This is a genomic window from Chelatococcus sp. XZ-Ab1 (assembly GCF_029309855.1).
Classification (GTDB): domain Bacteria; phylum Pseudomonadota; class Alphaproteobacteria; order Rhizobiales; family Beijerinckiaceae; genus Chelatococcus_A; species Chelatococcus_A sambhunathii.
This window is the reverse complement of the sequence record NZ_JARKII010000016.1, coordinates 29,313-53,765: the sequence shown is the minus strand read 5'-3', so window position 1 is coordinate 53,765 and position 24,453 is coordinate 29,313. Positions and strand designations below refer to the sequence as shown.

Annotated in this window: 26 protein-coding genes; 7 read left to right on the top strand and 19 right to left on the bottom strand. The window is 69.4% G+C overall.

What is annotated here, in order from left to right; all coding sequences use genetic code 11:
• Positions 1-380: 380 nt before the first annotated feature.
• The 4 genes from P2T65_RS19290 to P2T65_RS19275 all read right to left on the bottom strand — a co-directional run bounded on the left by P2T65_RS19290 (position 381) and on the right by P2T65_RS19275 (position 3,157).
• Positions 381-560 carry a hypothetical protein gene (locus P2T65_RS19290; RefSeq protein WP_276200505.1) on the bottom strand — a complete coding sequence of 60 codons (180 nt, stop codon included), beginning with the start codon at positions 558-560 and terminating at the stop codon, positions 381-383.
• Positions 561-622: 62 nt separating this feature from the next.
• On the bottom strand, positions 623-748 hold the full coding sequence (locus P2T65_RS19285; RefSeq protein WP_276200504.1) for a hypothetical protein: 126 nt from the start codon (positions 746-748) through the stop codon (positions 623-625).
• Positions 749-1,013: 265 nt separating this feature from the next.
• Positions 1,014-1,604, bottom strand: a complete 591-nt coding sequence (gene rsmD, locus P2T65_RS19280) for a 16S rRNA (guanine(966)-N(2))-methyltransferase RsmD (protein WP_055459314.1) — start codon at positions 1,602-1,604, stop codon at positions 1,014-1,016.
• 11 nt (positions 1,605-1,615) lie between these two features.
• Positions 1,616-3,157: a pseudouridine synthase gene (locus tag P2T65_RS19275; RefSeq protein WP_071923467.1), complete on the bottom strand. Its 1,542-nt coding sequence runs from the start codon at positions 3,155-3,157 to the stop codon at positions 1,616-1,618.
• 209 nt (positions 3,158-3,366) lie between these two features.
• On the opposite strand from P2T65_RS19275, the gene P2T65_RS19270 reads away from it, so the two are divergent.
• Entirely contained in the window at positions 3,367-3,822 is a 456-nt protein-coding gene (locus P2T65_RS19270; protein ID WP_276200503.1) for a nucleoside deaminase, read from the top strand.
• Here the strand turns inward: P2T65_RS19270 and P2T65_RS19265 are convergent, their stop codons facing one another.
• From P2T65_RS19265 to P2T65_RS19245, 5 genes are all read right to left on the bottom strand, one after another.
• The gene (locus P2T65_RS19265; protein ID WP_276200502.1) at positions 3,823-4,773 is read right to left on the bottom strand and encodes a DUF2182 domain-containing protein; all 951 of its coding nucleotides are present in this window, start codon (positions 4,771-4,773) and stop codon (positions 3,823-3,825) included. It lies immediately after the preceding gene.
• On the bottom strand, positions 4,770-5,435 hold the full coding sequence (locus P2T65_RS19260) for a DUF1326 domain-containing protein (RefSeq protein WP_276200501.1): 666 nt from the start codon (positions 5,433-5,435) through the stop codon (positions 4,770-4,772). The genes P2T65_RS19265 and P2T65_RS19260 overlap by 4 nt, the downstream gene beginning before the upstream one ends.
• 149 nt (positions 5,436-5,584) lie before the next feature.
• A complete protein-coding gene (gene glcF / locus P2T65_RS19255) occupies positions 5,585-6,904 on the bottom strand; it encodes a glycolate oxidase subunit GlcF (protein WP_071923464.1) in 1,320 nt (439 codons plus the stop codon).
• Entirely contained in the window at positions 6,905-8,125 is a 1,221-nt protein-coding gene (gene glcE, locus P2T65_RS19250; protein ID WP_276200500.1) for a glycolate oxidase subunit GlcE, read from the bottom strand.
• A complete protein-coding gene (locus tag P2T65_RS19245) occupies positions 8,122-9,558 on the bottom strand; it encodes an FAD-linked oxidase C-terminal domain-containing protein (RefSeq protein WP_276200499.1) in 1,437 nt (478 codons plus the stop codon). Before P2T65_RS19245 ends, glcE begins: the two co-directional genes overlap by 4 nt.
• A 310-nt stretch (positions 9,559-9,868) precedes the next feature.
• Here P2T65_RS19245 and P2T65_RS19240 point away from each other — a divergent pair, with 310 nt between their 5' ends.
• Positions 9,869-10,789 carry a LysR family transcriptional regulator gene (locus P2T65_RS19240; protein WP_276200498.1) on the top strand — a complete coding sequence of 307 codons (921 nt, stop codon included), beginning with the start codon at positions 9,869-9,871 and terminating at the stop codon, positions 10,787-10,789.
• A 64-nt stretch (positions 10,790-10,853) separates the two neighbouring features.
• On the opposite strand, the gene P2T65_RS19235 is transcribed toward P2T65_RS19240, so the two are convergent.
• Entirely contained in the window at positions 10,854-12,122 is a 1,269-nt protein-coding gene (locus P2T65_RS19235) for a DUF3422 domain-containing protein (protein ID WP_096335357.1), read from the bottom strand.
• A 199-nt stretch (positions 12,123-12,321) separates the two neighbouring features.
• On the opposite strand from P2T65_RS19235, the gene P2T65_RS19230 reads away from it, so the two are divergent.
• Entirely contained in the window at positions 12,322-13,128 is an 807-nt protein-coding gene (locus P2T65_RS19230; RefSeq protein WP_055459389.1) for a (Fe-S)-binding protein, read from the top strand.
• A gap of 346 nt (positions 13,129-13,474) precedes the next feature.
• Here the strand turns inward: P2T65_RS19230 and P2T65_RS19225 are convergent, their stop codons facing one another.
• A complete protein-coding gene (locus tag P2T65_RS19225) occupies positions 13,475-14,221 on the bottom strand; it encodes a carbonic anhydrase (protein WP_276200497.1) in 747 nt (248 codons plus the stop codon).
• A 241-nt stretch (positions 14,222-14,462) separates the two neighbouring features.
• Between P2T65_RS19225 and P2T65_RS19220 the strand changes: the two genes are divergently transcribed.
• Both P2T65_RS19220 and P2T65_RS19215 read left to right on the top strand, forming a co-directional pair.
• Positions 14,463-15,899, top strand: coding sequence for a LutB/LldF family L-lactate oxidation iron-sulfur protein (locus P2T65_RS19220; RefSeq protein WP_055459324.1), 1,437 nt, complete (start codon positions 14,463-14,465; stop codon positions 15,897-15,899).
• Positions 15,900-15,930: 31 nt separating this feature from the next.
• Positions 15,931-16,605, top strand: coding sequence for a lactate utilization protein (locus tag P2T65_RS19215; RefSeq protein WP_055459390.1), 675 nt, complete (start codon positions 15,931-15,933; stop codon positions 16,603-16,605).
• A 168-nt stretch (positions 16,606-16,773) separates the two neighbouring features.
• On the opposite strand, the gene sugE is transcribed toward P2T65_RS19215, so the two are convergent.
• The 4 genes from sugE to rocF all read right to left on the bottom strand — a co-directional run bounded on the left by sugE (position 16,774) and on the right by rocF (position 20,671).
• On the bottom strand, positions 16,774-17,097 hold the full coding sequence (gene sugE, locus P2T65_RS19210) for a quaternary ammonium compound efflux SMR transporter SugE (RefSeq protein WP_071923461.1): 324 nt from the start codon (positions 17,095-17,097) through the stop codon (positions 16,774-16,776).
• A gap of 172 nt (positions 17,098-17,269) precedes the next feature.
• Entirely contained in the window at positions 17,270-18,205 is a 936-nt protein-coding gene (locus tag P2T65_RS19205) for an ornithine cyclodeaminase family protein (RefSeq protein ID WP_276200496.1), read from the bottom strand.
• Positions 18,206-18,464: 259 nt separating this feature from the next.
• The gene (gene rocD / locus P2T65_RS19200; RefSeq protein WP_071923459.1) at positions 18,465-19,676 is read right to left on the bottom strand and encodes an ornithine--oxo-acid transaminase; all 1,212 of its coding nucleotides are present in this window, start codon (positions 19,674-19,676) and stop codon (positions 18,465-18,467) included.
• On the bottom strand, positions 19,673-20,671 hold the full coding sequence (gene rocF, locus P2T65_RS19195) for an arginase (RefSeq protein ID WP_055459328.1): 999 nt from the start codon (positions 20,669-20,671) through the stop codon (positions 19,673-19,675). The genes rocD and rocF overlap by 4 nt, the downstream gene beginning before the upstream one ends.
• Before the next feature lie 133 nt (positions 20,672-20,804).
• Here rocF and P2T65_RS19190 point away from each other — a divergent pair, with 133 nt between their 5' ends.
• Together P2T65_RS19190 and P2T65_RS19185 are read left to right on the top strand one after the other, a co-directional pair.
• Positions 20,805-21,230: an Lrp/AsnC family transcriptional regulator gene (locus P2T65_RS19190; protein WP_019404000.1), complete on the top strand. Its 426-nt coding sequence runs from the start codon at positions 20,805-20,807 to the stop codon at positions 21,228-21,230.
• Positions 21,231-21,425: 195 nt separating this feature from the next.
• Positions 21,426-22,322, top strand: a complete 897-nt coding sequence (locus P2T65_RS19185; RefSeq protein WP_055459329.1) for an omptin family outer membrane protease — start codon at positions 21,426-21,428, stop codon at positions 22,320-22,322.
• A 9-nt stretch (positions 22,323-22,331) separates the two neighbouring features.
• On the opposite strand, the gene P2T65_RS19180 is transcribed toward P2T65_RS19185, so the two are convergent.
• The 4 genes from P2T65_RS19180 to P2T65_RS19165 form a co-directional block, all read right to left on the bottom strand.
• On the bottom strand, positions 22,332-22,820 hold the full coding sequence (locus P2T65_RS19180) for a DUF411 domain-containing protein (RefSeq protein WP_040405319.1): 489 nt from the start codon (positions 22,818-22,820) through the stop codon (positions 22,332-22,334).
• Positions 22,821-22,879: 59 nt separating this feature from the next.
• Entirely contained in the window at positions 22,880-23,242 is a 363-nt protein-coding gene (locus P2T65_RS19175) for a DUF305 domain-containing protein (RefSeq protein WP_276200514.1), read from the bottom strand.
• A 286-nt stretch (positions 23,243-23,528) separates the two neighbouring features.
• Positions 23,529-24,008 carry a hypothetical protein gene (locus P2T65_RS19170; RefSeq protein ID WP_276200495.1) on the bottom strand — a complete coding sequence of 160 codons (480 nt, stop codon included), beginning with the start codon at positions 24,006-24,008 and terminating at the stop codon, positions 23,529-23,531.
• An 89-nt stretch (positions 24,009-24,097) separates the two neighbouring features.
• Positions 24,098-24,382 carry a helix-turn-helix transcriptional regulator gene (locus P2T65_RS19165; RefSeq protein ID WP_055459332.1) on the bottom strand — a complete coding sequence of 95 codons (285 nt, stop codon included), beginning with the start codon at positions 24,380-24,382 and terminating at the stop codon, positions 24,098-24,100.
• Positions 24,383-24,453 lie beyond the last annotated feature (71 nt).

Sequence of the window (24,453 nt, the reverse complement as noted above, 5' to 3'; positions counted from 1 at the left end):
GTGCACGACCGGCAACGCCGCAACATCGATCGACAGCCTGCGGCCTTATCCAGCCCCATCCGCATTCACCGGTCCCTGGCGCAGGGACGATCGTTCGCCGATCCTCCGACATCTCGCACGCCAGCTCCCCGATGGGGAAATAATACATTTCCCGATCGAGCATGAGCAACGTCTGGACAAACCGCATATCTCTGCTAGTTTCCACCCCGTCGAAGCGCGATATACTACTTATATGAGAACGAATAACGCAATACAACGCTCTACTTTCATGAATAATATTTGAATACTTAACTTCTTTATCTATTTCAATATTACAAACACATATAATCGAAAGGAAATTACCATGGGTTGCTGCATCAGAGTTTGCCGTCCTGCGCCTGTCATGTGCCCGCCGGTGTGCCTGCCCAAGTGCCCGCCGCCGCCTCCTCCTCCTCCGCCGCCGCCACCACCGCCGCCACCGCCGCCGCCTCCTCCTCCTCCGCCGCCGCCGCCACCGCCGCCGCCACCACCGCCGCCGCCGCCCAAGCCGTGCCCATGCCCGCCGAAGCCGCAGTGCCCACCGGCGCCGCCCAAGCCGTGCCCGCCGAAGAACTGCGGCTGTGACGACAAGGGCCTCAAGAAGTTACAGAATGATATCAAGAATACGCTCGAGAACTTCAGAAAGGAGTTCAGCGACTTTTCCGAGAAGCTCGCCGACCTCTTCGGCAAGGGCAATGGTCGCAAGTGCCACAACAAGTGCGATCACCATAACAAGAACGACATCGGCAACCTCCTCGCGAGGCTCCTCATCGGCCTGAGGCTTTCGGCGTAAGACATTGCTCCTCCGGAGCGGGACAGATCCCGCTCCGGACGATTTCCGGCCGCCGAGCCGAGCTCCGCCTCGGTGATCACGCCGGCACGACGCGCCGGCCGTCGCAGGACAGCGACGGCCGGTGCGTCGTTTCTTGCTGTTCGTCCTGAGGCGACGCGCCGGTGCGGTCGTTGGAAGTCCTTCGGAGCGCGAGGCCGCTGCTTCACGCGCCCGCGATGTTGCCTGATTCCCCGACCCCGCCGGCAAAGCGCATGACGAGCGCTTTGGTATCGCCGTACTGCCGCTCCTCGAGAAGTTCGAAACCCTCCGGCGGAACGAAGGGCGACGATGCTGCCTCCTCCACGACCACCAGCGCGTCCGGCGCCAGCCAGCCGCCTTCGCAAGCGCTCGTCAGCGCGCGCTCCGCAAGGCCCTTGCCATAGGGCGGGTCGCAGAAGACGAGCGAAAAGGGCTCGAGGGGCTTTGCGGGACCGAGCTTCGTCGCGTCGCGCCGGAAGATGCGCGTCAATCCGGCAGCGCCGAGCGCGTCGACATTGGCGCGGATCACGCCCCGCGCCTCGGCGCCGTTGTCGACGAGAAGCGCAAAGGCCGCGCCGCGCGACACGGCCTCCAGCCCCATGGCGCCGGTGCCGGCGAAGAGATCGAGCACCCGCGCCCCCGCGACGGGGTCGTCATAGGCGTGGGTCAGCACGTTGAAGAGGGCTTCGCGCAGCCGGTCGGAGGTCGGCCGGATGGCCTCGCTCCTCGGTCCGGCGAGCGCGCGGCCTTTGAACCGCCCGGCGACGATGCGCATGGCGCCGCCCCTCAGCCCCTGCGCGGGCCGGACGGCTTGCGCGGGCCGCCGGGACGCGGCGGACGCCCGCCGGGCTTGCCGCCGGGCCTTCCACCGGCCGGCTTGCCGCCAGCGGGTTTGCCGCCGGAGGGCCTGGCACCCGAAGGCTTGCCGCCGAAGGGCTTGGTTCCGAAGGATTTGGCTCCGAACTTGCCCGGCCGCTTTCCGCCAGCCGGCTTGTCGGACCGCTCGTCGCCGCTCCTGTCGAACCGCCCAGCCGGGCCGGCGCGGCCGCGCGGGGCGGGACGGTCACCGGTGGGACGACGCGGCGGCCTGTCGTCGGTCCATGCCCGGTCGGCACCACCGCGACCTGCGCGTCCGCCCTCCGCCGGCCCGCGGCGGCGCGGCAGGGGTGCCTCGCGCGCCGGCTCCTCGGCGTGGCTCACGATGCGCTCGACCAGCACCTTGCGGCCGCGGGCATCGGCGATGCGGCCGGCACGGGCATGTTCCTTCTCCGCGCTCGCCTGGCGCTCGGCCTTGGGGTCGGCGCCGCGGCGCGGCGGGCGCGCGCGGCCGCTCGTGCCCTCGTCGGCACGCCACACGCTGCGGCCCTTCGTCTCCTCCCGCCGTGCAGCCTCCTTCGGCTCCGCCGCGGAGGCGCGACGGGCTTCCGCCGGCCTGCGGCTTCGCCCCGGCCGCTCGAGGATATCAGTGTCCGGCGCGAAGACCGGCGCCTCGAAGTCCGTTCCCGCTTCCGCCGCCAGCTTGTCGCCGAGCTGGTCCTTCAGTACGCGCGTGCGCACCTCCTCGACGGCCCCCTCACCGAGGTCGCCGAGCTGGAAGGGGCCGAAGGAGACGCGGATGAGCCGGTTCACCCTGAGCCCGAGGTGCTCCAGGATGCGCTTGACCTCGCGGTTCTTGCCCTCGCGCAGGCCGAGCGTCAGCCAGACGTTGTCGCCCTGCTGGCGCTCGAGCCGCGCCTCGACGGGGCCATAATGCATGCCCTCGATGGTGACGCCGTCGGCGAGACGGTCGAGCGCCGCCTGGTCCGTCTCGCCGTAGGCGCGCACGCGATAACGCCGCAGCCAGCCGGTGTCGGGATGGGCGAGGACGCGCGCGAGGCCGCCGTCATTGGTGATGAGCAGCAGACCCTCGGTATTGATGTCGAGCCGGCCGATGGCGACGACGCGGGGCAGATCCTGCGGCAGGGCGTCGAAGACCGTCGGCCGTCCTTCCGGGTCGCGCGCCGTCGTCACGAGGCCGCGCGGCTTGTGATAGAGCCAGAGGCGCGTGCGCTCGCGCGTCGGCATCGGCGTCCCGTCGATCGTCACCCGGTCCTCGGGGCCGATCAGCGTCGCCGGCGTGTCGATGGCCTTGCCGTTCACGGCCACGCGCCCGGCGCGGATGATCTCCTCCGCATCCCGGCGCGAGGCGACGCCGGCGCGTGCCATGATCTTGGCGATGCGCTGGCGCCCGTCGCGATCGGGCAGGACCTCGCGCTGGGCCGCGGCTCGCGCCGGCCGGCGCGGCGCGGCATCGCGCCTTTCCTCGCGTCCGGGGCGCGCCTTGCGCATCAGGGGGCGGTCGCCCTCCTCACCGGCGGGGCGGCGAGGCGCCCTGCCGCCGGCTCCCCGGTCAGCGAAACTCTTGCCCGCCGGGCCCCTCCCGGCCGGACCCTTGCCGCCGGTGCGGCGCGGGCCGCGATGATCATCAGACTTGTCGTTCATGGCGCGGTGATAGCAGAGTGCAGGCAGCGAAGCGAGGAGGAGCATCAGGCTTCGACATGAATAACAGCGCGCGCACGGATGCGATGGCCATCGCCCTCGCCGAGGCCGAGGCGGCGGCGGGCCGCGGCGAGGTGCCGGTCGGCGCGGTCGTCGTGCGCGACGGTCTCGTGCTCGCCCGCGCCGGCAACCGTACGCGCGAGCTCAACGACCCGTCCGCCCATGCCGAGATGCTCGCCATCCGCGAGGCGTGCGGCGTGCTGGCCGACGAGCGGCTCACCGGCTGCGACCTCTACGTGACGCTGGAACCGTGCCCCATGTGCGCGGCCGCCATCTCCTTCGCGCGCATCCGGCGGCTCTATTTCGGCGCCGGCGATCCGAAGGGCGGCGCCGTCGAGAACGGCGTCAGGCTCTACGCCTCCCCCACCTGCCACCACGCGCCGGAGGTCTACGGCGGCATCCGCGAGAGCGAGGCCGCGCGCCTGCTCAGGGACTTCTTTCGCGAACGGCGCTGATCAGGTCGCGAGCAGCCACGCACCCGCTGCGATAAGGGCCGCACCGGCCACGCGCGCCAGCAAGGTGCCGAACGGCAGCACCTTCTCGCCGAGCACCAGGATGGCGAGCCCCGCCACCCACAGCAGGTTCATCACGCCGCCGACGAACAGGAGAACCATCAGCGCCACGCAGCAGCCGATGCAGTAGAGGCCGTGCCGCAGCCCGAGCGCGAAGGCCCCGCCGGGATCACGCCGGAAGCCGCCGTGCGACTGGATGAACGCGAGAGGAGAGCGGCATTTGCTGAGGCAGGCGCCCTTCAGCGGCGTGAACTGGTAGAGCCCGGCCGCGATCAGCACGAGCCCGCCGATGCCGCGGCTCGCCAGCGCCGCCATCGGCGTGAGCAGCGCCAGGCTCTGCAGCGTCCATTGCGCGGTCGTGGCGAGAAGCGAGAACAGCGCCCAGGCGGCGAGATAGCCGCCCGCGAACCAGCCAGTGGCAGCAAAAGGCTTGCCCGAGGCCTCGGCCTGCCGACCGACGCGCGTATAGAGCAGCAGCATGGGAGCGGCCGACGGCAGCATCATGCCCACCATCATCACGAACCACATCGTGGCCATCAGCGCCGCCTCGCCCGGACGCCACGGCGCGAGGGCGGGTGCGAGCGGCGCCTTCGGCGTCCCCATGTCCATGCCGCCCATGTCCATGGTTTTATCGATGGTCTTGTCCATGGTGCCGGTCATGTCCATGCCGGCGTGGCCGCCCGTCGGCGCCTCCGTGCCCGGCGCGGCGGGCATGGTGTGGTCCATGTTGCCATGATCCATGCCGGCGTGATCCACGCCGCGATGATCCATGGCCGCCGCCAGCCACGCCAGATAGGCCCAGGCGAGGAGGATGATGACCGTGAGGGTGGCGATGACGACCGCCCTGTCGCGCTTCAGCACGGCCTCGAGGGAGACCATCCGTCCGTTGCTCATGGCGCGCTCTCGGCCACTGTCGGGACGGGGCGAGGGGCAGGGTCAGCGGACAGGGCGAGGCGGGCGAAAAGGCCGTGGGCATCCGTGAGGCGCATGGGCATGGGGCCGGATATCCGCGTCCAGCCGCGCCCGACCTCGGCCTGCCGGCGCTCGAAACCCTCCGGCATGTCGACGCGCACGCGGCGGATACGGCCCGACCCGTCGTGGAGCGGCTCGCCCCGGCTGTCGATGACGCCCGGAACGACGACGGCGGCGCGGCGCTGATCGATATCGATCTCGAACTCGATGGCCGAGAACAATGGCCCGTGCCGCATGTCGACGGTGGCCGCGAAGATGCGGAAAAAATCGGCGCCGGGGCCGGCATCCTCACCACTCATGATGCGCAGGAGGGCGGCCCGCTGGTCGGGGACGGCCCGCTCGTCGATGACGGTGAGCACCTGGCCGCCGCCCTCGCTGATGGCGCCGGGCCAGGAGAAGGCGACGACGGCCTTGAGACGGTCGAGCGCAACGGAACCGTACCGGCCTTCGTCGATCTCGAAGGCAGCCACGCCACGGCATGGGCCGTGAGAAGGCAGCATGTCGAACTGGTAGGGGCAGTCGTGGGCGCAGTTGAAGTTCACGAAGAAACGAGCCCTGATCGACCACTCGACGGCGCCAGCCATCGCACCCTCCCGGTCGCAGCCCTCTAGTTTTTATTTATTTTAACATAAATTGTGCCCGGCGACAGAAGACAGCCGGCAAGACGAAGCCCGAAACACTGGCGGCACCCGGTAACGAAAACGAGAGGCCGGGTTTGCGCGCCCAAGTGGTTTCATCCCGCCAGCGCACGCGGGCGTGGGCCGCCGGTCGCCCAGTCGATGAGCTCCACCGTATGCACGACGGGAACCGGCCGGCCGCGGTCGGCGAAGCCCTTGCCGATCTGCGTCATGCAGCCGATGTTGCCGGTGGCGACGATGGTCGCGCCGGTCTTCTCGATGTTGTCGACCTTGCGCTCGCGCAGCTGCCCGGCGATTTGGGGCTGCAGGATGTTGTAGGTACCGGCCGAGCCGCAGCAGATGTGGCCTTCCGGCACGTCCTTCACGGCAAAGCCCGCCTTGCGCAGCAGCTTCTTCGGCTCCTCGCGGATCTGCTGGCCGTGCTGCATCGAGCAGGCGGAGTGATAGGCGACAGTGAGATTGCCCACATCGGTCTGCGGCGCGAGCGGCAGCGCGGCGAGATATTCGGTGATGTCCTTCGCGAGCCCCGACACCCGGCGTGCCTTGTCGGCATAGGCCGGATCGTTGCGGAACATGAAGCCATAGTCCTTGATCGTGGTGCCGCAGCCCGAGGCCGTGATGATGATCGCGTCGAGCCCGCCCTCCTCGATCTCGCGCGTCCAGGCGTCGATGTTGCGCCGTGCGAAGGCATGACCCGCCGCCTCGCGTCCCATGTGATGGACGAGCGCGCCGCAGCAGCCCTCCCCTTCCGCCAGCACCACCTCAACCCCGTGGCGGTTGAGCAGGCGGATGGCGGCGGCGTTGATGCCGGGGTCGAGCACCGGCTGGGCGCAGCCGGACAGCAGGGCGACCCGTCCGCGGCGCGGTCCCTCGGCCGGATGGACGGTGCGGTATTCTCTCTCCCCGGCCGGCAAGGCGGCGGGCGCGAGCTCCAGCATCGCCGAAAGCCTCGCGCCGACGCCCGGCAGGCGCGCGACGGTGCCGCGCAGGGGCTTTGCGAGGCGCGCGGCGATCAGGGCGGCGCGGAAACGGGCGGGATAGGGCAGGACAGCTGCGAGCAGCGTGCGCACCAGCCTGTCGTGCCACGGGCGCCGGTAGGTCTCCTCGATATGGGCGCGGGCGTGGTCGACGAGGTGCATGTAATGGACGCCCGAGGGGCAGGTTGTCATGCACGACAGGCACGACAGGCAGCGGTCGACGTGCTTCGTTACCTCCTCACTCGCCGGCTTGCCGCTCTCCAGCATCTCCTTGATGAGGTAGATGCGCCCGCGCGGGGAATCGAGTTCGTCGCCGAGCAGGAGATAGGTGGGGCAGGTCGCCGTGCAGAAGCCGCAGTGCACGCAGGTGCGCAGGATCTTTTCGGATTCCTGCATCTCAGGGGTCGTCAGTTGCTCGGGGCGGAAGTTGGTCTGCATCTAGATCCCGGCATACATGCGGCCGGGCTCGAAGATCCCGGCAGGGTCGACGGCGCGCTTCACGCCCTCGCTCAGGCGCATCAGCGGCGCGGCGAGCGGCTGGAAGGGCTGGAGCGCCGCCCGGATATCGGCCGGCGCGCGCCACAAGGTGGCGTGGCCGCCGTGCGGGGCAAGCGCTTCGCGGATCATCGTGGCCCCGCAGTCTCCCTCCGCCCGCACCGATAGCCAGACGAGGCCGCCGCCCCAGTCGTAGAAGAAGCGGGCTTCGGCGAGGCCGGCAACGGCCGCGACGACGCGCGGGCCGGCCGTCGGCACCGTGGACAGCCGCCAGACGGCATGCGCCTGCGGCTCGGCGAGGAAGCGTACGTCGCGCACATCCTGCCACAGGCGCCGCGCCTCCCCAGCATCGACAATGCGCTCGGCCGGACCGTAGGGCGCGAGCAGATGGCGCAGTTCGCCCACACGGTAGTCCACCGACGGCGAAAAGCCCTCGATGCGCAGGACGGTGCGCGCCCGCTCGCCGCCGAGGCCGGCCGGCAGGTGCGCCGCGCCGGTGATCTCGAAGGGTGAGCCGAGCGCCGCATTGAGCGCCTCCACACCGCGCGCATCGTCGAGACCCTCGATGACGAGGGTCGCCAAGCGCTCCGCCTTGGGCTGCACCTTGAAGGTTACTTCCGTCAGCAGCCCGAGCGTGCCCCAGGAGCCGGCCGCGAGCTTGACGAGATCGAGGCCCGTAACGTTCTTCATCACCCGCCCGCCGGACTTCACCACCTCGCCGCGCCCGTTGACGAAGCGCACGCCGATCATGGCATCGCGGCAGGCCCCGGCCATGATGCGGCGTGGACCGGAGAGATTGGTTGCGGCAAGCCCGCCGACCGTCGCCTCGCCCTCGCTGCCGAGCAGCACGCGCGCATCCGCCGGCTCGAAGGGCAGCATCTGGCCGCGCTCCGCCAGCGTGCGCTCGACCTCGGCGAGCGGCGTGCCGGCGCGGGCGGCGATGACGAGCTCGGCCGGCTCGTAGAGCGTGATGCCGGTGAGCGCCTTGGTCGACAGCGTCGCCTCGGCATTCACCGGCCGGCCGACGGCCGCCTTCGTGCCGCCGCCGCGGATGGCGAGCGGGCGAGCGGCCGCCGCGCAGGCCGCGACGAGCGCGGCCGCCTCCTGTTCGCTCTCGGGCGTCAGCACCGTATCGGAGATGGTGGCGGACCTTGGCAACGTCATTGCACCACCCGACCGTCGAGCGGGAAGACCTTGGCCGGATTGAGCAGCCACGCCGGATCGAAGACGCCGCGAATGCGCATCTGCTGCACGAGATCGACCTCGGAATACTGGTGCCGCATGAGATCGCGCTTCTCGATGCCGACGCCGTGCTCGCCGGTGAGGCAGCCGCCCACCTCGACGCAGAGCTTGAGGATGTCGGCACCGGCCGCCTCCGCCTTCTCGAGCTCGCCCGGCTTGTTGATGTCGTAGAGCACGAGCGGGTGCAGGTTGCCGTCCCCGGCATGGAAGATGTTGGCGACGCCGAGGCCGTAGCCGGTGCAGATCTCGCTGATGCGCTTCAGCACATGGGGCAACTGGCCGGTCGGAATGGTGCCGTCCATGCACAGATAATCGGCGATGCGGCCCATGGCGCCGAAGGCGGACTTGCGGCCCTTCCAGATGGCGGCGCTCTCGGCCTCCGAGCGCGAGACACGCAGCGCCTTGGGCGAGAAGCGCTCGGCCATGGCGACGATGCGCTTCAGCGCGTCCTCGATCTCGGCCTCCGAGCCCTCCACCTCGATGATGAGCAGCGCCTCGACGTCGAGCGGATAGCCCGCATGGGCGAAGGCCTCGCACACCTTGATGGCCGGCCGGTCCATGAATTCGAGCGCCACGGGGATGATGCCGGCCCCGATGATGGCCGCGACGCAGGCGCCCGCCGTCTCCACCGAATCGAAGCCCATCAGCGCCGGGCGCGCGCCCTCCGCCTGGCGCAGGATGCGCACGGTCGCCTCGGTGATGACGCCGAGCTGGCCTTCCGAACCGCAGACGAGGCCGAGCATGTCATAGCCCGGCGCGTCGAGATGGGCGCCGCCGATCTCCACCACCGTGCCGTCGAGCAGCACCATGGTGACGCCGAGCAGGTTGTTGGTGGTGACACCGTACTTGAGGCAGTGGGCACCGCCCGAGTTCATGGCAATGTTGCCGGCGATCGTGCAGGCGAGCTGCGACGAGGGATCCGGCGCATAGAAGAAGCCCTCGTGCGCCACCGCCTGGCTGATGGCGAGATTGGTGATGCCGGCCTGGACGCGCGCCGTGCGGTTGACGAAATCGATGTCGAGCACGCGGTTCATCTTGGCGATGCCGAGAACGACCGCATCCTCCTGCGGGATCGCGCCGCCGGCGAGCGAGGTGCCGGCGCCGCGCGGCACCACCTTGACGCCCTCGACATGGCAGAAGCGCAGCACGGCCGCGACCTCCTCCGTCGTCGACGGCAGGACGACCGCGAGCGGCACCTGGCGGTAGGCCGTGAGCGCATCGGTCTCGAAGGCACGCCGCTCGTCCTCGGAGGTGATGACCGCCTCGGCCGGCAACAGGCGCGCAAGGCCGGCGATGATGGCCTCGCGCCGTCCCAGAACCGCCGCATCCGGCGCGGGAAAAGCGATGGTCGTCACGGCATCCTCCCTGCGTGCCCGAGAGAGCACCATCTTGATCCTCCCTCGCACGGGGGAGGTGGCGCTGCACAGCAGCGACGGAGGGGGCCAAGCGCCCGAGACGGTGAGCGCCGTTCCCGACTAGGCCCCACCCGTCTCGGTCCTTCGGACCGATCCACCTTCCCCTCAAGAGGAGGGATCAAGCCCACCTGCTCCGTACAATCTGCACAGCAAACCTTATCGAGAATCACTTTAATCGATTGACAATCCTTTGCCAGCGCGACCGAAAGCAGCAAGATTGTTTCGCTTTCAGAAAAAGTGGGGGCGTGCGGTGGACCATCTCGGTGATCTCGACGTCTTTGCCCGCGTCGTCGCGGCCAGGGGCATGTCGGCGGCCGGCCGCGAGCTCGGCCTGTCGCCGGCCGTCATCTCCAAGCGCATCCGGCGGTTGGAGGAGCGGCTCGGCGTGCGTCTCCTGCAGCGCACGACGCGCCAGATCGCGCTGACGGACATCGGCCAGGGCTTCTACGAGCGGGTCGTCGCCATCCTCGCCGCGGTGGAGGAGGCGGAGGGCTGGGCGACGAGCGGCGCGGAGACGGCGCGGGGCGTGCTGCGCGTCTCGGCGCCGACCTCCTTCGGGCGCATGCACATCGCCCCGCACGTCAAGCGCTTCCTCGACGAGCACCCGGGCGTGACCGTCGACCTCGAGCTGTCGGACGCCTTCGTCGATGTGGTGGCCGAAGGGTTCGACGTTGCCGTGCGCATCGCCGACCTCGCCGATTCGAGCCTCGTCGCCCGCCGGCTGGCACCGAACCACCGCCTGCTCTGCGCCACGCCCGGCTATCTTGCCGTGCACGAGCGGCCGCGGGGCGTGGAGGACCTTGCCCGCCATACGCTCCTCGCCCACAACACCGACCATTGGCGGCTCGAGGGGCCGCAGGGCCTCGTCTCTATCAAGGTCACCGGCCCGCTCAGGACCAATTCGAGCGAGGTGGTGCGCGAGGCGGTGCTGGCCGGCATCGGCATCGCCTTGCGCTCGACCTGGGACATCGGCCCCGAACTCGAGGACGGACGGCTCGAAGCCGTGCTGCCCGGCTGGCGCGGAGTGAGCCGGGTCGGCATCTACGCCGTCTATCCGAGCCGCCGCCATCTGCAGCCGAAGGTGCGGGCCTTCATCGACTTTCTCGCCGCGCTCTACGGGCCGCGGCCCTACTGGGACGCCGGCCTCGGCCTGCCCGACGAAGCGGCATGAGCGACATTTCTCCCCTCCCCCTTGCGGCGAGGGGAATGAGCCGCGGCCTTCCAAACGCAATCAATCAAGGATGATCCTCCCCCGCATGGCGGCGGCGGATGCGGCGCACGACGAGCCAGACGGCCAGCACTGCCAGCGGCACGGCGGCTGCAGTGGCAAGGCCCGGCTCCGGTACCGGCAGGCCGGCCTCCTTGGCACCCTTGGCGAGGTAGCCGAGCAGGCCGACGACGTAATAGCTGATGGCCGCGACCGAGAGCCCTTCCACCGTCTGCTGCAGGCGCAGCTGCAGGCGGGTGCGGTTGTTCATGGCGACGAGAAGGTCCCGGTTCTGCTGCTCGATCTCGACATCGACGCGCGTGCGTAGCAGCGTCGCCGCGCGGGCGAGCTTGCGCGAGAGGTTGGCCTGCCGCTCCTCGAGCGTCTGGACCGTGCGCATGGCCGGTGCAAGGCGTCGGGCGAGGAAGGCGGCCCAGGTCGGCAGGCCCTCGTAGGGCTCTTCTCCTATGACGTCGAGCCGCTGCTGCACGATGCGGTCATAGGCGCGGCTCGCGCCGAAGCGGTAGCTCGACGAGGCGGATTCGGCCTCCGAGACGGCAGCGAGCGCCGTCAGTTCGTCGAGCAGGGCGGAGTTTGCGGTCGCCCCCACCGTCTCGCGCATGGCACGGGTGATGCGCGCGAGTTCCTCCTCCATCTGCCTGAGGCCGGGCGCAAGGCGCTGAGCCTCGGGCAGGCCGAGCAGGGCGAGCGTGCGGTAGGTCTCAATCTCGATGAGCCGCTGGGTCAGCGCACCGGCGCGGGCGGGGCTCAGGTCGAGATCGAGCACCAGGATGCGCACGGCGCCGCGCTCGTCGGGGCGGAAATCCGTCGCCGCCAGCGCCGCCCCGCCGTCCATGATGGAGGCGGCGAGCGAGGCCCGGTCGAAGATGTCCTCCAGCGACAGGGCCGCCGCCTCGGGCAGGAGATGCAGGTCGAGCGCGACGAGCAGCGGGCCCGGGGCGGGGAGCCCGCTCATCGGGGCATGCGGCCGCTCGACGGCGGCAAAGGGCGTCCTGTGGTCGCAGGCGATGCGCCAGGTGTAGGTGATGAACTCGCTGTGCTGCTCCCAGCGCAGTTCGCCGCCGGACAGGGGCACGTGGTGGAAGCGCGTATCCGGCTGCGGTCCCGCCACGCCGCGAGCGAGACAGAAGGCGCCGAGGCGCTCACGATCCTCGCGGCATGCCGCCGCATCGGCCATGAAGGCGAAATGCATGAGCCGCGCCGGCGTCGCGAGCGGCACGAAGGGCCGCGCATGCATCTCGCCCAGAACCGCCGCCCGTAACGGATGCTCCTGCATCGCCCCTCCGGCCAAGATATCCCGGCTCGCCCTGTGCCCCAGCATGCGCGGCGGCGCGCAGCCCTGCAACCGCAGGATGGCTGCCGTGCCCCGCGTCGAGGCCGCTTGCAACCGGCGCAACGGTTCGTCATGTTCTCGAACCGTTTAGAAAATCTTGAAGCTGAACCGCCGGGAGACCGCACGTGAGGGACATCCGCCCGTGACTGCCGAAGCCGCCCCCGAAGTCGCCCACCCCGGGCCGCGCGTCGGCCTCTTCGTCACCTGCCTCGTCGATCTCATGCGGCCTTCGGTCGGCTTTGCCGCGGTGAAGCTGCTGGAGGATGCCGGCTGCATCGTCGAGGTGCCGGTTCAGACCTGCTGCGGCCAACCCGCCTACAATTCCGGCGACCGCGGCACGACCCGCGCCCTCGCCGAGCAGGTCATCGAGAACTTCCGCGGCTTCGACTATGTGGTGGCGCCCTCGGGCTCGTGCGCCGGCATGATCAGGAAGCACTATCCCGAGCTCTTCCACGACGACCCCAACTGGCTTCCGCGGGCCAGCGATCTCGCCGCCCGCACCCATGAACTGACGAGCTTTCTCGTCGACGTGCTCAAGGTGCGGCACGTCGAGGCGCGCTACGAGGGGCGCGTGACCTATCACGATTCCTGCTCGGGCCTGCGCGAGCTCGGCGTCGCCCGCCAGCCGCGCCAGCTCCTGAAGACGGTCGCGGGCCTCGAGCTGGTCGAGATGCAGGAGAGCGACGTCTGCTGCGGTTTCGGCGGCACCTTCGCCGTGAAATACGGGGAAATCTCCGACGCCATCGTGACGAAGAAGGCGGAGAACATCGCGGCCTCCGAGGCCGACACCCTGCTTGCGGGCGACCTCGGCTGCCTGATGAACATGGCGGGCAAGCTCGCCCGCGAAGGCAAGGCGACGAAGGTGCGGCACGTGGCCGAGGTGCTCGCGGGCATGACGGACGAGGCCCCCATCGCGGCTGCAGCGGCGCAGCGGAGCGGGAGCGCGTGAGCCCGCGCACACCACGGCGCATTCGACTAAAGGCGAATTGCCCCTGATGCCGTCCCGTGGTGCCTCATCGCCCCGTGCTGCCGTCTTCGATTCCTGCGGATCGATGGGCGTGATGCGGGAGCACATCCTGCACCGGCCGGGCGATAACAACAAAGACAACGCGCGGACGGCTGTCGGCCACAAGCTCCAAGAGGGGAGCGGCAAACCGCCACCGGGCAGGCGAGAGGTCGTGCGCGGCCGCTCGCCTGCCCATTGCCGCCGGAAGTTGCGCCTCGCCTTTGCTCCCACACGTTGCCCGTCCCTCTTCCGGAAGGTTCCGAGGATGACGCTCGGCCTCTTTGGCGCGTCACGTCTCGCGCAGGATCCTGCGATTGCGCGGCTGAACGGGGCGGGCGTTGTTCGGATAGAGCGCCGCGAAGCGGGCGACCTGCGTCTCGGCCACCTCCACGGGCGTGGTAAGCACGATCCAGTCCACACCCTCGCTGCACGGGGGCGTCGTGAGCGAGCCGCTATAGCGCACATAGCGTCCGGCATCCGGCAGAAGGCCCGAGATATCGAGGCCCGTCAGGGCGGCGGAAGCGCCAGCCTGCTGCGGCGCATGCGCCAGGATCGTCTCGAAGGCCCCGTTGGCTCGCCCGCGCGCCAGGAGAACACCGAGCACGGCGAGGCCGCCGTCCGTACCGCGATGCACGAAGTGGCATTCGAGGGGAAAGCGCCTGCCGCGCAGGCGGTGCTCGCTCGGGTGGTGGAAGTGGAACTGGATGAGGTCGTAGACATCCTCGCCGACGACCAGCCTGTTGCCCGGTGCCGCATCGACCTGGACCGTATGGCCGTTGTTGGCGATGCGCGGGAAGCCGGCAGCATAGCGCGGATCGAGCTTCGGCAGATCGGCGCGCTGCGGATGATCGAGATCGATGGGCGATTGGCCGCGGCCGATGGCGCAGGCCCTGAACTCCTCCGACAGCTTGCCCCAGTATTCCGGCCCTTCGCCGCCCTCATAACCCCAATGCGGCTCGCCCGCCGCGGCGGCACCAGCGCAGACCGGGCAAAGCGCCAGGCCGGCAAAACCCTTGATGAAAGAACGGCGTTCCATGCAAGATCTCCAAATAATCAACGAGCATCGTATTCGGACAGGGCGACTTTCTCTGCGATAGCCGGATTGATATTGCCGGACTCTACTTCAGGGAGCTCCGCCATTGCTTGCACGGCGGGCACGGAAGGACAGCAGCGTGCGCCGGCGAAACGCTGCCCCACCGCGGTTGGCCTCGCCCGTCGCACTTGACGCGCGGGACCCGTCCTCCTGATATGCTGACCGCCCGAGGGACGACAAAGACATGACGCTTCATCCCACCTCTCCGAAGTTCAAGGAAAACGCCCATCAGGCGCTCGGCGACACGCAGCTGCAGAAGGCGCTGGGCAATGTGCGGCAGGGCTTCATCGACAAGCGCGTGCATGCGGCCGAGCGGCTGCCCGAGTTCGAGGCGTTGCGGGATTCGGCGCGGGACATCAAGAACCACACCCTCGCCCATCTCGACCTCTACCTGGAGCGCTACGAGCAGGCGGTGACCGCGGCCGGCGGGCATGTCCATTTCGCCCGCACGGCGAAGGAGGCCTGCGACATCGTCGGCGCGATCTGCCGGCGCCTCGAGGCGAAGACCGTCACCAAGGGCAAGTCGATGATCGCCGAGGAGATCGGGCTCAACGCCCATCTCGAGGGCCTCGGCATGGAGCCGGTGGAGACCGACCTTGGCGAATACATCATCCAGCTCAGGAACGAGCCGCCCTCGCATATCATCGCCCCCGCCGTGCACCTCACCAAGGAGCAGGTGGCGTCGGACTTCCGCCGCGTGCACAAGGGGCTCGACAAGGACCGCGACCTCACCGAGCCGGTGACGCTCCTCGGCGAGGCGCGCCAGGTGCTGCGCGAGCGCTTCCTCGCTGCCGACGTCGGCATCACGGGCGCGAACTTCCTCGTCGCGGAGACAGGCACCTCCATCATCGTCACCAACGAGGGCAACGGCGACCTGACACAGACCCTGCCCAAGGCGCATATCGTGCTCGCCTCGATCGAGAAGCTGGTGCCGACGCTGGAGGACGTGTCGCAAATCCTGCGCGTGCTCGCCCGTTCGGCGACCGGGCAGGACATGTCGGTCTACACCACCTTCTCCACCGGGCCGCGGCGGCCGGGCGACCCGGACGGGCCGGGCGAATACCACGTCGTCATCCTCGACAACGGGCGCTCGGCGATGCTGGGCACGGATTTCCAGGACATGCTGCGCTGCATCCGCTGCGGTGCCTGCATGAACCATTGCCCGGTCTACCACGCCGTCGGCGGGCACGCCTACGGCTGGGTCTATCCCGGGCCCATGGGCGCCGTGCTGACGCCAAGCCTCATCGGCGTCGACAAGGCCGGGCACCTGCCCAATGCCTCGACCTTCTGCGGACGCTGCGAGAGCGTGTGCCCCGTACGCATCCCGCTGCCCAAGATGATGCGCCACTGGCGCGAGCGCGAGTTCGAGCGGCATCTGACACCGGCCACCGTCCGCTCGGGCCTCTCGGTATGGGGCTTCTTCGCCCGGCGGCCGACGCTCTACCGGCTCGCGACCGGCCTTGCCATGCGCGCCCTCGCCTTCGCCGGCGGCGGCAAGGGGCGCCTGCGCTGGCTGCCGGGCGCCGGTGGCTGGACGCGCTATCGCGACTTCCCCGCCCCGCAGGGCGCCTCCTTCCAGGAGCGCTGGCGCAAGGAGCGCGCCAACCGGAAGGTGGCCTGAGATGAGCGGCAATCCCAAAAACGATTCCGCCATGAGCAACGCCCGCGCCGAGATCTTCGCCAATATCCGCCGCTCGCTCGGCGTCACCGGCACTGAGGCGCCGCGCCGCGACGCGGTCGACGACCGCATCGAGCGCGCGCCCAAGGGGCTCATTCCCGGCCGCGGTCAGGTGACCGGTTCCGAGCGCATCGCCCTGTTCAAGGCCGAGGCCGAGCGGGCACAGGCGAGTGTCGCCATGGTCTCCTCGGCGGATGCGGTGCCGGCGGCGGTTGCCGACTATCTGCGCGACCACAACCTGCCGGCCGCGGTGCGCATGGGCGCGGACGCGCGCCTCGCCAGCATGCCGTGGGGAGAGACAGCGCTGGAGATTACGAGAGGAGCGAGCGAGGGGCGCGACCTCAACGGCGTCAGCCATGCCTTCGCCGGTATCGCCGAATCCGGCACGCTCGTCCTCGTCTCGGGCGAGGACAATCCGACGACGCTCAATTTCCTGCCCGACAATCACATCGTCGTCGTCAATGCGAAGGACCTCGCCGGCGACTACGAGGAGATGTGGGGCCGCATCCGCTTCACCTACGGCAAGGGGCAGATGCCGCGCACCGTGAACTTCGTGACGGGCCCTTCCCGTTCAGGCGACATCGAGCAGACGCTGCTGCTCGGCGCCCACGGCCCGCGACGCGTGCATATCGTCGTCGTGGAGGGGTGAAGGAGGAGGTGCTCGGACGCGATACCGGCGGCTCTTTTGTCACACGTCATGCCCGCGCTCGTCGCGGGCATCCACGCCCTTAAAGGCTGCGCGACGTCGAAGGCGTGGCTGGCCGGGACGAGCCCGGCCATGACGAGAGCGGTTGCACTTCCCCGCCCCTAACCCAGGTCAGGCCGCCGGCGTGACGAGCTTCAGCCCGACGATGCCGGCGACGATGAGGCCGATACAGGCGAGCCTGAGCGCGTCGGCGGCCTCGCCGAACAGCATGATGCCGAGCATCACCGTGCCGACCGTGCCGACGCCGGTCCAGACAGCATAGGCAGTGCCGAGCGGCAGGTTCTTGAGGGCGAGGCCGAGAAGGCCGAGGCTCACGATCATCGAGGCGACGGTGAGTGCCGTCGGCAGCGGCCGGCTAAAACCATCCGTGAACTTGAGGCCGACGGCCCAGCCCACTTCGAAGAGGCCGGCAAGGAATAGATAGGCCCAAGCCATAACGCACGATCCTGTCGTTGTGCCCGCCGGACGCTGAATGCCATCGGGGCCGGGCGGCGGCAGGGTCGTCCCGGCCGGGAGAAAACCCGGCCTGCGCCGGGGCAGGGTCGTCCCCACGGCGCGAGAGGTGGGACACCGACTGCCGGTCGTCAAGGGCCGGCGGACGTGGTGATCAGCCGGCCTGCCCCGCGATGAGGCGGGCGGCCGCGAGATCCTCCAGCGCATAGCCGACGGACTTGAAGAGGGTGATCTCGTCCTCGCCGGTGCGGCCCGGATGGGCGCCGGTGACGAGTTCCTTCAGGTCGGCGCGGATGTCGCTCTCGGCGATGATGCCGGCCGCCAGCGGCTGGGCGAGATCACCGGCGAGGATGGCGCCGGGGCGCAGGTCGACGAACAGGCTCGCCCGCCGCACCGCCTCGTCGTCGGCCTCGCGCATGTCGCCCTTGAAGGCGCCGACGAGGTCGAGATGGGCGCCGGGCTTGAGCCATGCGCCCCGCACGACCGGCTGGGTCGCGCTCGTGCAGCAGGAGATGACGTCCGCCGCCGCGGCGCTTGCAGCGAGGTCCTCGCAGACCTGCGCCGTCAGCCCCTCCTCCGCGAGGGCCGCGACGACCTGAGCCGCCTTGTCGGGGCTACGGCCATAGATCTCGATGCGGGTGAAGGGGCGCACGCTCGCATGGGCCGCGGCCATGTTGGCCGAGAGCTGCCCGGTGCCGACGACGAGAAGATGCCGCGCATCCGCGCGCGCGAGGCGTTTGGCCGCGACCGCCGAGGCGGCGGCGGTGCGGCGGACGGTGAGTTCATCGCCCTCGTAGACGCCCTTGAGGCGCCCGTCGGCGCCGTCGAAGAGGAGGTAGGCGGCGTTGATGGTAGCGAGGCCGAGGGCCGTATTGCCCGGGAAGAAGGTGACGGCCTTGACGCCGATGCTGTCGCCGCCGATCCAGGCCGGCATCAGGAGCAGCGTGCCGTCGTCGCCCTTCGGGTTCGCGATGGTGAGGCTCTGGCGCTGGGGCACGTCGGCGCCTCTGGCGAACATCTCCTCAAGGGCGGCGATGAGGCCCGGCCACGGCAGGGCGGCACGGACCGCGGCGGCATCAAACATCTGCATGGTCAGATCGAATCCCGGTTGACGCTCACGCGATCTTTTGCGGAAACGGCGGCGGGCGGCAACCGCCGTCGGCCCCTGCCTTTACACACGACCTCGTTTCCCGGGCGCATGCAGCGCGAGCGGAATGCGACCCCGGAACCAGCGTGAGGACTCGCCGAAGGCGCCGTATATCCCGCGACGAATGAGCCCCGGATCAGCACCGCAGCATTTCATGCTGCAGCGCATCCGGGGCACGAGGGCGCCGCGACGCGCCCTCCCCTCACACCGCGCCGGTGAGCACCGGCTCGATCTGTTCCATCGCCCAGTCGATCTCCTCGCGACCGATGACGAGCGGCGGGGCGAGGCGGATGGTGTCGCCGTGCGTGTCCTTGGCGAGGACGCCGCGTGCCTGCAGGGCCTCGCAGTAGCGGCGGGCGCCGCCGGCTTCCGGATGGAGCTCGACGGCGATCATGAGGCCGCGCCCGCGCACCTCGCGCATGATGTTGCTGCGCAGGCCGGCGAGCGCCTGCTGGAAATAGGCGCCCTGCACAGCCGAGTTCTCGATCATGCCCTCGTCCGTCAGCACCTTGAGCGCCGCGCGCGCGACGGCGCAGGCGAGCGGATTGCCGCCGAAGGTCGAGCCGTGCTGACCGGGCTTCAGGACCCCGAGCACCTCGGAATTGGAGAGCACGGCCGAGACCGGATAGAAGCCGCCCGACAGGGCCTTGCCGATGAGGGTGACGTCCGCCTCGATGCCCTCGTGCTCCTCGGCCAGCAGCTTGCCGGTGCGGCCGAGGCCGGTCTGGATCTCGTCGAGGATCAGGGTAACGTTGTGCGCGGTGCACAATTCGCGCACGCGCTTGAAATAGCCGGCCGGCGGGATGACGACGCCGGCCTCGCCCTGTATGGGCTCGACGAGGAAGCCGACGGTGTTGGGCGTGATCGCCGCCTCGAAGGCGGCCGCATCGCCGAAGGGCACGACGCGGAAGCCCGGCGCGAAGGGGCCGAAGCCGCCGCGCGCGTCGGGGTCCGTCGAGAAGCCGACGATGGTGATGGTGCGGCCGTGGAAGTTGTTGGCGCAGACGATGACCTCGGCCTGGCCCTCCGGCACGCCCTTAACCTCGTAGCCCCACTTGCGCACGGCCTTGATGGCGCTCTCCACCGCCTCGGCGCCGCTGTTCATGGGCAGCACCTTGTGCGAGCCGGTGAGCGTCGCGACCTCCTCGTAGAACAGCGCCAGCTGCTCGTTGCGGAAGGCGCGGGAGGTGAGCGTCAGTTTCTTCGCCTGCTCGACCATGGCGGCGAGGATCCTGGGGTGACAATGCCCCTGGTTGACGGCGGAATAGGCGGACAGGCAGTCGAGATAGCGCCGCCCCTCCACGTCCCACACCCAGACGCCCTCGCCGCGCGCGAGCACCACGTCGAGCGGCTTGTAATTGTGGGCGCCGAGTGCCTGTTCGAGGGCGATGAAATCGGCCGAGAGCATGGTCATGAGGTGGTCTCCGCAAAGGTCGCGGCGGCGCGGGCGATGCCGCGCTGGCCGGCGGGACGATCGAGCACCGAGCGGCCGAAGAGGCTCGCCGTCAGCTCGGCGAGCACCACGGCGCTGCGGCCGCGCTCGTCGAGGAAGGGATTGAGCTCGACGATGTCGAGCGAGCCGACGAGGCCGCTGTCGTGCAGCATCTCCATGACGAGATGGGCCTCGCGATAGGTCGCGCCGCCGGGCACCGGGGTGCCGGCCCCCGGCGCCACCGCGGGGTCGAGGAAATCGACGTCGAGGCTGACGTGCAGGTGCGTCCGCGCCGGATCGAGATCGGCGAGGATGCGGCGCAGCAGCACCGAGACGCCGAACTCGTCGACGAGGCGCATGTCGATGCCGTCGAGGCCGTTGAGCGCGATCGCCCGCCGCTCCTCCTGGTCGATCGAGCGCAGGCCGAAGAGATGCACGTTCTCCGGCGCGAGCGGCGGGAAGCGATGCTTGCCGAGGAGCGGCTTCAGGCTCTCGTCGCCGCACAGCATGGCCACCGGCATGCCGTGGATGTTGCCGGACGGGCTGGTCGCCGGCGTGTTGAAATCGGCATGGGCATCGAGCCAGAGCAGCACGAGGTCACGCCCCGTCGCGGCGCAGTGGCGCGCGACGGCGCTCACCGTGCCCATGGAGATGCTGTGGTCGCCGCCCATGAAGACCGGCATCTGCCCCGCCTCGAGGATCGAGAGCGCCCGCTCGTGGGCAGCGCGGACGAAGCCCGCGACGGTGCCGGCGCTGCGGCAGCGCGCGGCGATTTCCGCCGGCAGGTCATGGTCGGCGACCGTCTCCGGCGTCACATCGCCGTGGTCGTGCACGCGATGGCCGAGCCCCGTCAACCGCGCCGCAAGCCCGGCCGTGCGCAGGGCGGCCGGCCCCATCAGCGTGCCGGCGACGGCACCGCCGGCCTCGAGCGGAATACCGAGAAGGCCGATGTCACGCGGCCCTGCAATGTCCTTCACCCGCCTCGTCCCTTCGCCAGAAGCTGATGCGTCGCGAGAGGATGGGGACCACGACCTCTAACGAAAAGGCAGCAATGTGTTACGATATGCCACCAAGCGAGCGTATCGCTAGGACAAGAGAGCATTTCGCCAGATGGCCGACCTCGACGACACCGACCGCCGCCTGATCGACCTCCTGCGCAAGGACGGGCGCATGCCGGCGGCAACCTTGGCGCGCATCCTCGGCGTGTCGCGCGCGACGGTGCAGAACCGGATCGACCGCCTGATGAGTCGGGGGGTGCTCGTCGGCTTCACCGCGCGGCTGCGCAGCGACGTCGAGACGGTGCCCGTACGGGCCCTGACGATGCTGGAAGCGCGCGCCACCGACAACCGGCCGGTCATCGCCGCCATCCGCCGCATCCCGGAGGTGGCGCGCATCTATTCCACCAACGGACGCTGGGACGTGGTGGTGGAGATCAACGCCGGCGACCTCGCGACGCTCGACCGCGTGCTGACGGAAATCCGCTCGATCCGGGGCGTCACCCATACGGAAACGAATATCCTGCTGACGGAGCTTTAGCTGCCCATCCGCAGCCTTAATATGCACAACATATCAACAGACAACTTCTGATTGTACCGACTCAGCCAATCCTCCTAGCCTGCAAAGAACTTGGTGCAGCGGGAGGCTTCAGTGCTCACATCACGTGAAAGAAAACTATTTCTCTCGAGTGTTGCAGCAGTTGTACTTCTTCCTAGCACAGCGCTCGCAGCCGATTTGCCGTGGATTACGGAAAAGCCACGCCCACAGGCGCCGCTCAGCTCAAATTTTTCCCTTGAGGTATTCACTGGTTACCTGACAGGCACCGTCGAGCAGGCTGCCTACAACTGCTGCGGGGAGCAATTCGCCCATACCAAGTGGAAGATCGATAATGCCGGCATCGTCGGCGCGACCCTCGGCTATCGCTGGGACTGGCTCGACCTGCGCCTCTCCGGCTGGACCGTGGCATGGTCCGGCAATTCCTCCGATTCCTTCACCGATGCCATCATCTGCGACCTCGGCTGCCGGACGCGGGTGAACTGGCGCAACGACAAGGCCAAGCTGCCGACGATGTATCAGATCGATGCATCCATTGGCATCAACATCTATCAGGATACGAGCTTCACCCTCTCGGGGCTGGCCGGCTACCGCTACCTGCGGGTTGGACTGAAGGATCGCGGCAGCCGGGCGCTGTTCAACGACGTGCTCGGCGACTTGTCCGACCTGCCTCTCTCGTCGTCCTACGACCAGTGGTGGCATACGCCGTACATTGGCATCGGCGTCGGTTACGACGGCGGTGGCTACCGGCTCATGGCGGAGGTCATCGGCAGCCCCATCGTCTTCGCCAGCGACAGGGCACGGATGAACAGCATTACGGCCGACCCGAACTTCATCTACTACAGCAACTATATTTCGGAGGCGGACTATCAGACCTGGATGGTCGGCGCGACCATCGGCGGTGAAGTCCGCCTCACCGATGCCTTGGCCCTGACCGGCAAGGCCCAGTACCAGTACTACGAGGCCAGGAAGGACAAGGCGACCATCAAGGGGGCCTGCTGCGGCACGGTCGCAGCCTCCCAGAGCGGGGATCTCTCCGCCCTCACCCTGACGGTGGGCCTCAAGGCCTCGTTCTGACGCCGCGCCTCAGCCCTTGAGCAGGCGGCCGCCCTCGTACCGGGCGAAGGCGCGCTGGCCGGCCGGGCCGAACAGCAGGACCTCGTAGGTATCGGGCGCGACGCCCTCCACCTCCATGCCCGGCGAGCCGACCGGCATGCCCGGCACCGCAAGGCCGGTGCCGACCGGCCGCTCGGCAAGGAGGCGGACGACGGCATCCGCCGGCACATGGCCTTCGAGCACATAGCCGGCAACCTCCGCCGTATGGCAGGAGGCGAGGTCCTGCGGCACGCCGAGGCGCGCCTTGACGCGGTTGATCGCGGTCGTCTCGACGACCGTTACACGAAAGCCGGCTGCGCGCATGTGCTCCACCCAGGCCTCGCAGCAGCCGCATGCCGGATCGCGGCTGACCGTGACGGGCGGCAACGCCTCCGCCGCGGCGGCCGGGAGACGGGCGACGACAGCAAGAGCTGCGAGGCCCGCAAGAAGGCCGCGCCTGTCAATCGTTCTCGATGTCATGTCGGATATCCCTTCTGACGGGAAGGCGGGGCGGCGGCACGGCCGCCCCGCCCTTGCCGTCACTTCTTCTCGTTGGCCTCGAGCCAGGCCTTCATCATGGCGATCTCGCTCTCCTGCGCCTGGACGACGCTCTCGGCCAGCTCGCGGATCTTGGGGTCCTTGCCGAAGGCGAGGACCACCTTGGCCATGTCCACGGCCCCCTGATGGTGCGGGATCATGGCGCGCACGAAATCGGCATCCGCATCGCCGGTGAAGGTCACGTCCATGTCGCGGTGCATCCGCTCGTTGACGGCATTGAACGCGAGGGAGGCGACGCTCTGGTCGCCCCTGGGCGTTCCCGCCATGCCGGAGCCCATGCCCTGGCCCATGCCAGAACCCATGCCGTGGCCCATGCCGCCGCGGCCCATCATGGCCTGCATCATGCCTTGCATCATGGGGCAGCCGCCTTGGCCGGCGCCCATCATGCCCATGCCCGGCATCGCCGCGGGCGCCTGGGCCTGGGGCATCTGGACTTGGGGCGCCGTGGCCTGTCCACTCTCGGCAGGTGCGCCGTGGTGGGCGCCGTGCCCGGCATCCGGGGGCTGCTGGGCAAAGGCAGGTGCGGCCATGCCCACGGCGAGCGCGAGCGCAATCATGGAAATCTTCATCATTCTTCTCCTCGATCGGATCGATGTGCCTAGTGCCGCAGGACATGGCCCGCGGCCGCCTTCAGGCGCGAGGAGGAGGTGTTGCCGTCTCCGGCGATATGCCCTCCGGGAGGGCCGCAGCCATCCAGGGCCACGGGCCGCCCGGGCAAGCGGAGAACGCGGGCGTGCCGACCGACGGTAGCACGGAGGTCGAACAGGCCGACATGAGGCAAACGGCGAGGCAGTTGCGCCCGGCCGCGGCCGGCGGATGGCCGGGGCAGCAGCCCTCGTCCACCGAGGCCTCTTTCGCCGCTGCCTCGATCGCCATCGCGTGCTCGCGCCCGACGTCGTGCTCAGCCGGCCGGACGGTGCCGGCGGAATGGCCGGCATGCGCCCGGTGACCCGCATGCGCCGAGGTCGTCGCTTCGGGCGCCGTTTGCCCGGGCCCCGCGTCGCCGGCCCTTACCTCAGCCATGCGACCTCCCCCCGCGAGGCCGCCGAGAAGGACGGCCATGGAGGCGAGGAGCACAAGGGAGCGGGCGCCGCGCAGCAGCTTCAACATGGGATCATCTTAGCACAGCGCCTCGCCCGGTCATCGCGCTTCCGCGCCGCAGGGAGCGATGCGCCGCTCACATCTCTCGACGCCGGCGCTCAGCTGTCCGTCTCCGAGGTCAGTTCGTCCGGCGGAATGAACTCGTTGCGGCGTGCCCTGAGGCGAACGCCGGGCCCGCCGACGGTTGCCGCGCCGTCGTCGAGGAAGACGATGCCCGCCTCCTCCAGCACCCGCCGAATGGCGGCGAGATTGTTCACGATGGGCAGGGTGCGGCCGGTCTCGAAGTTGCGCACCGTGGACAGGCCGACGGCAGCGGCCTTCGCCAGATCCTCCTGGGACAGATCCACCATGGCACGTGCCGCGCGGCACTGGGCTGGGGTCATCGGAGCCCTCCGTGACGATTTCCGATCATGATAACGAAAACCGTCGTCCTAGGCCAACGGTTCCGCCCCGC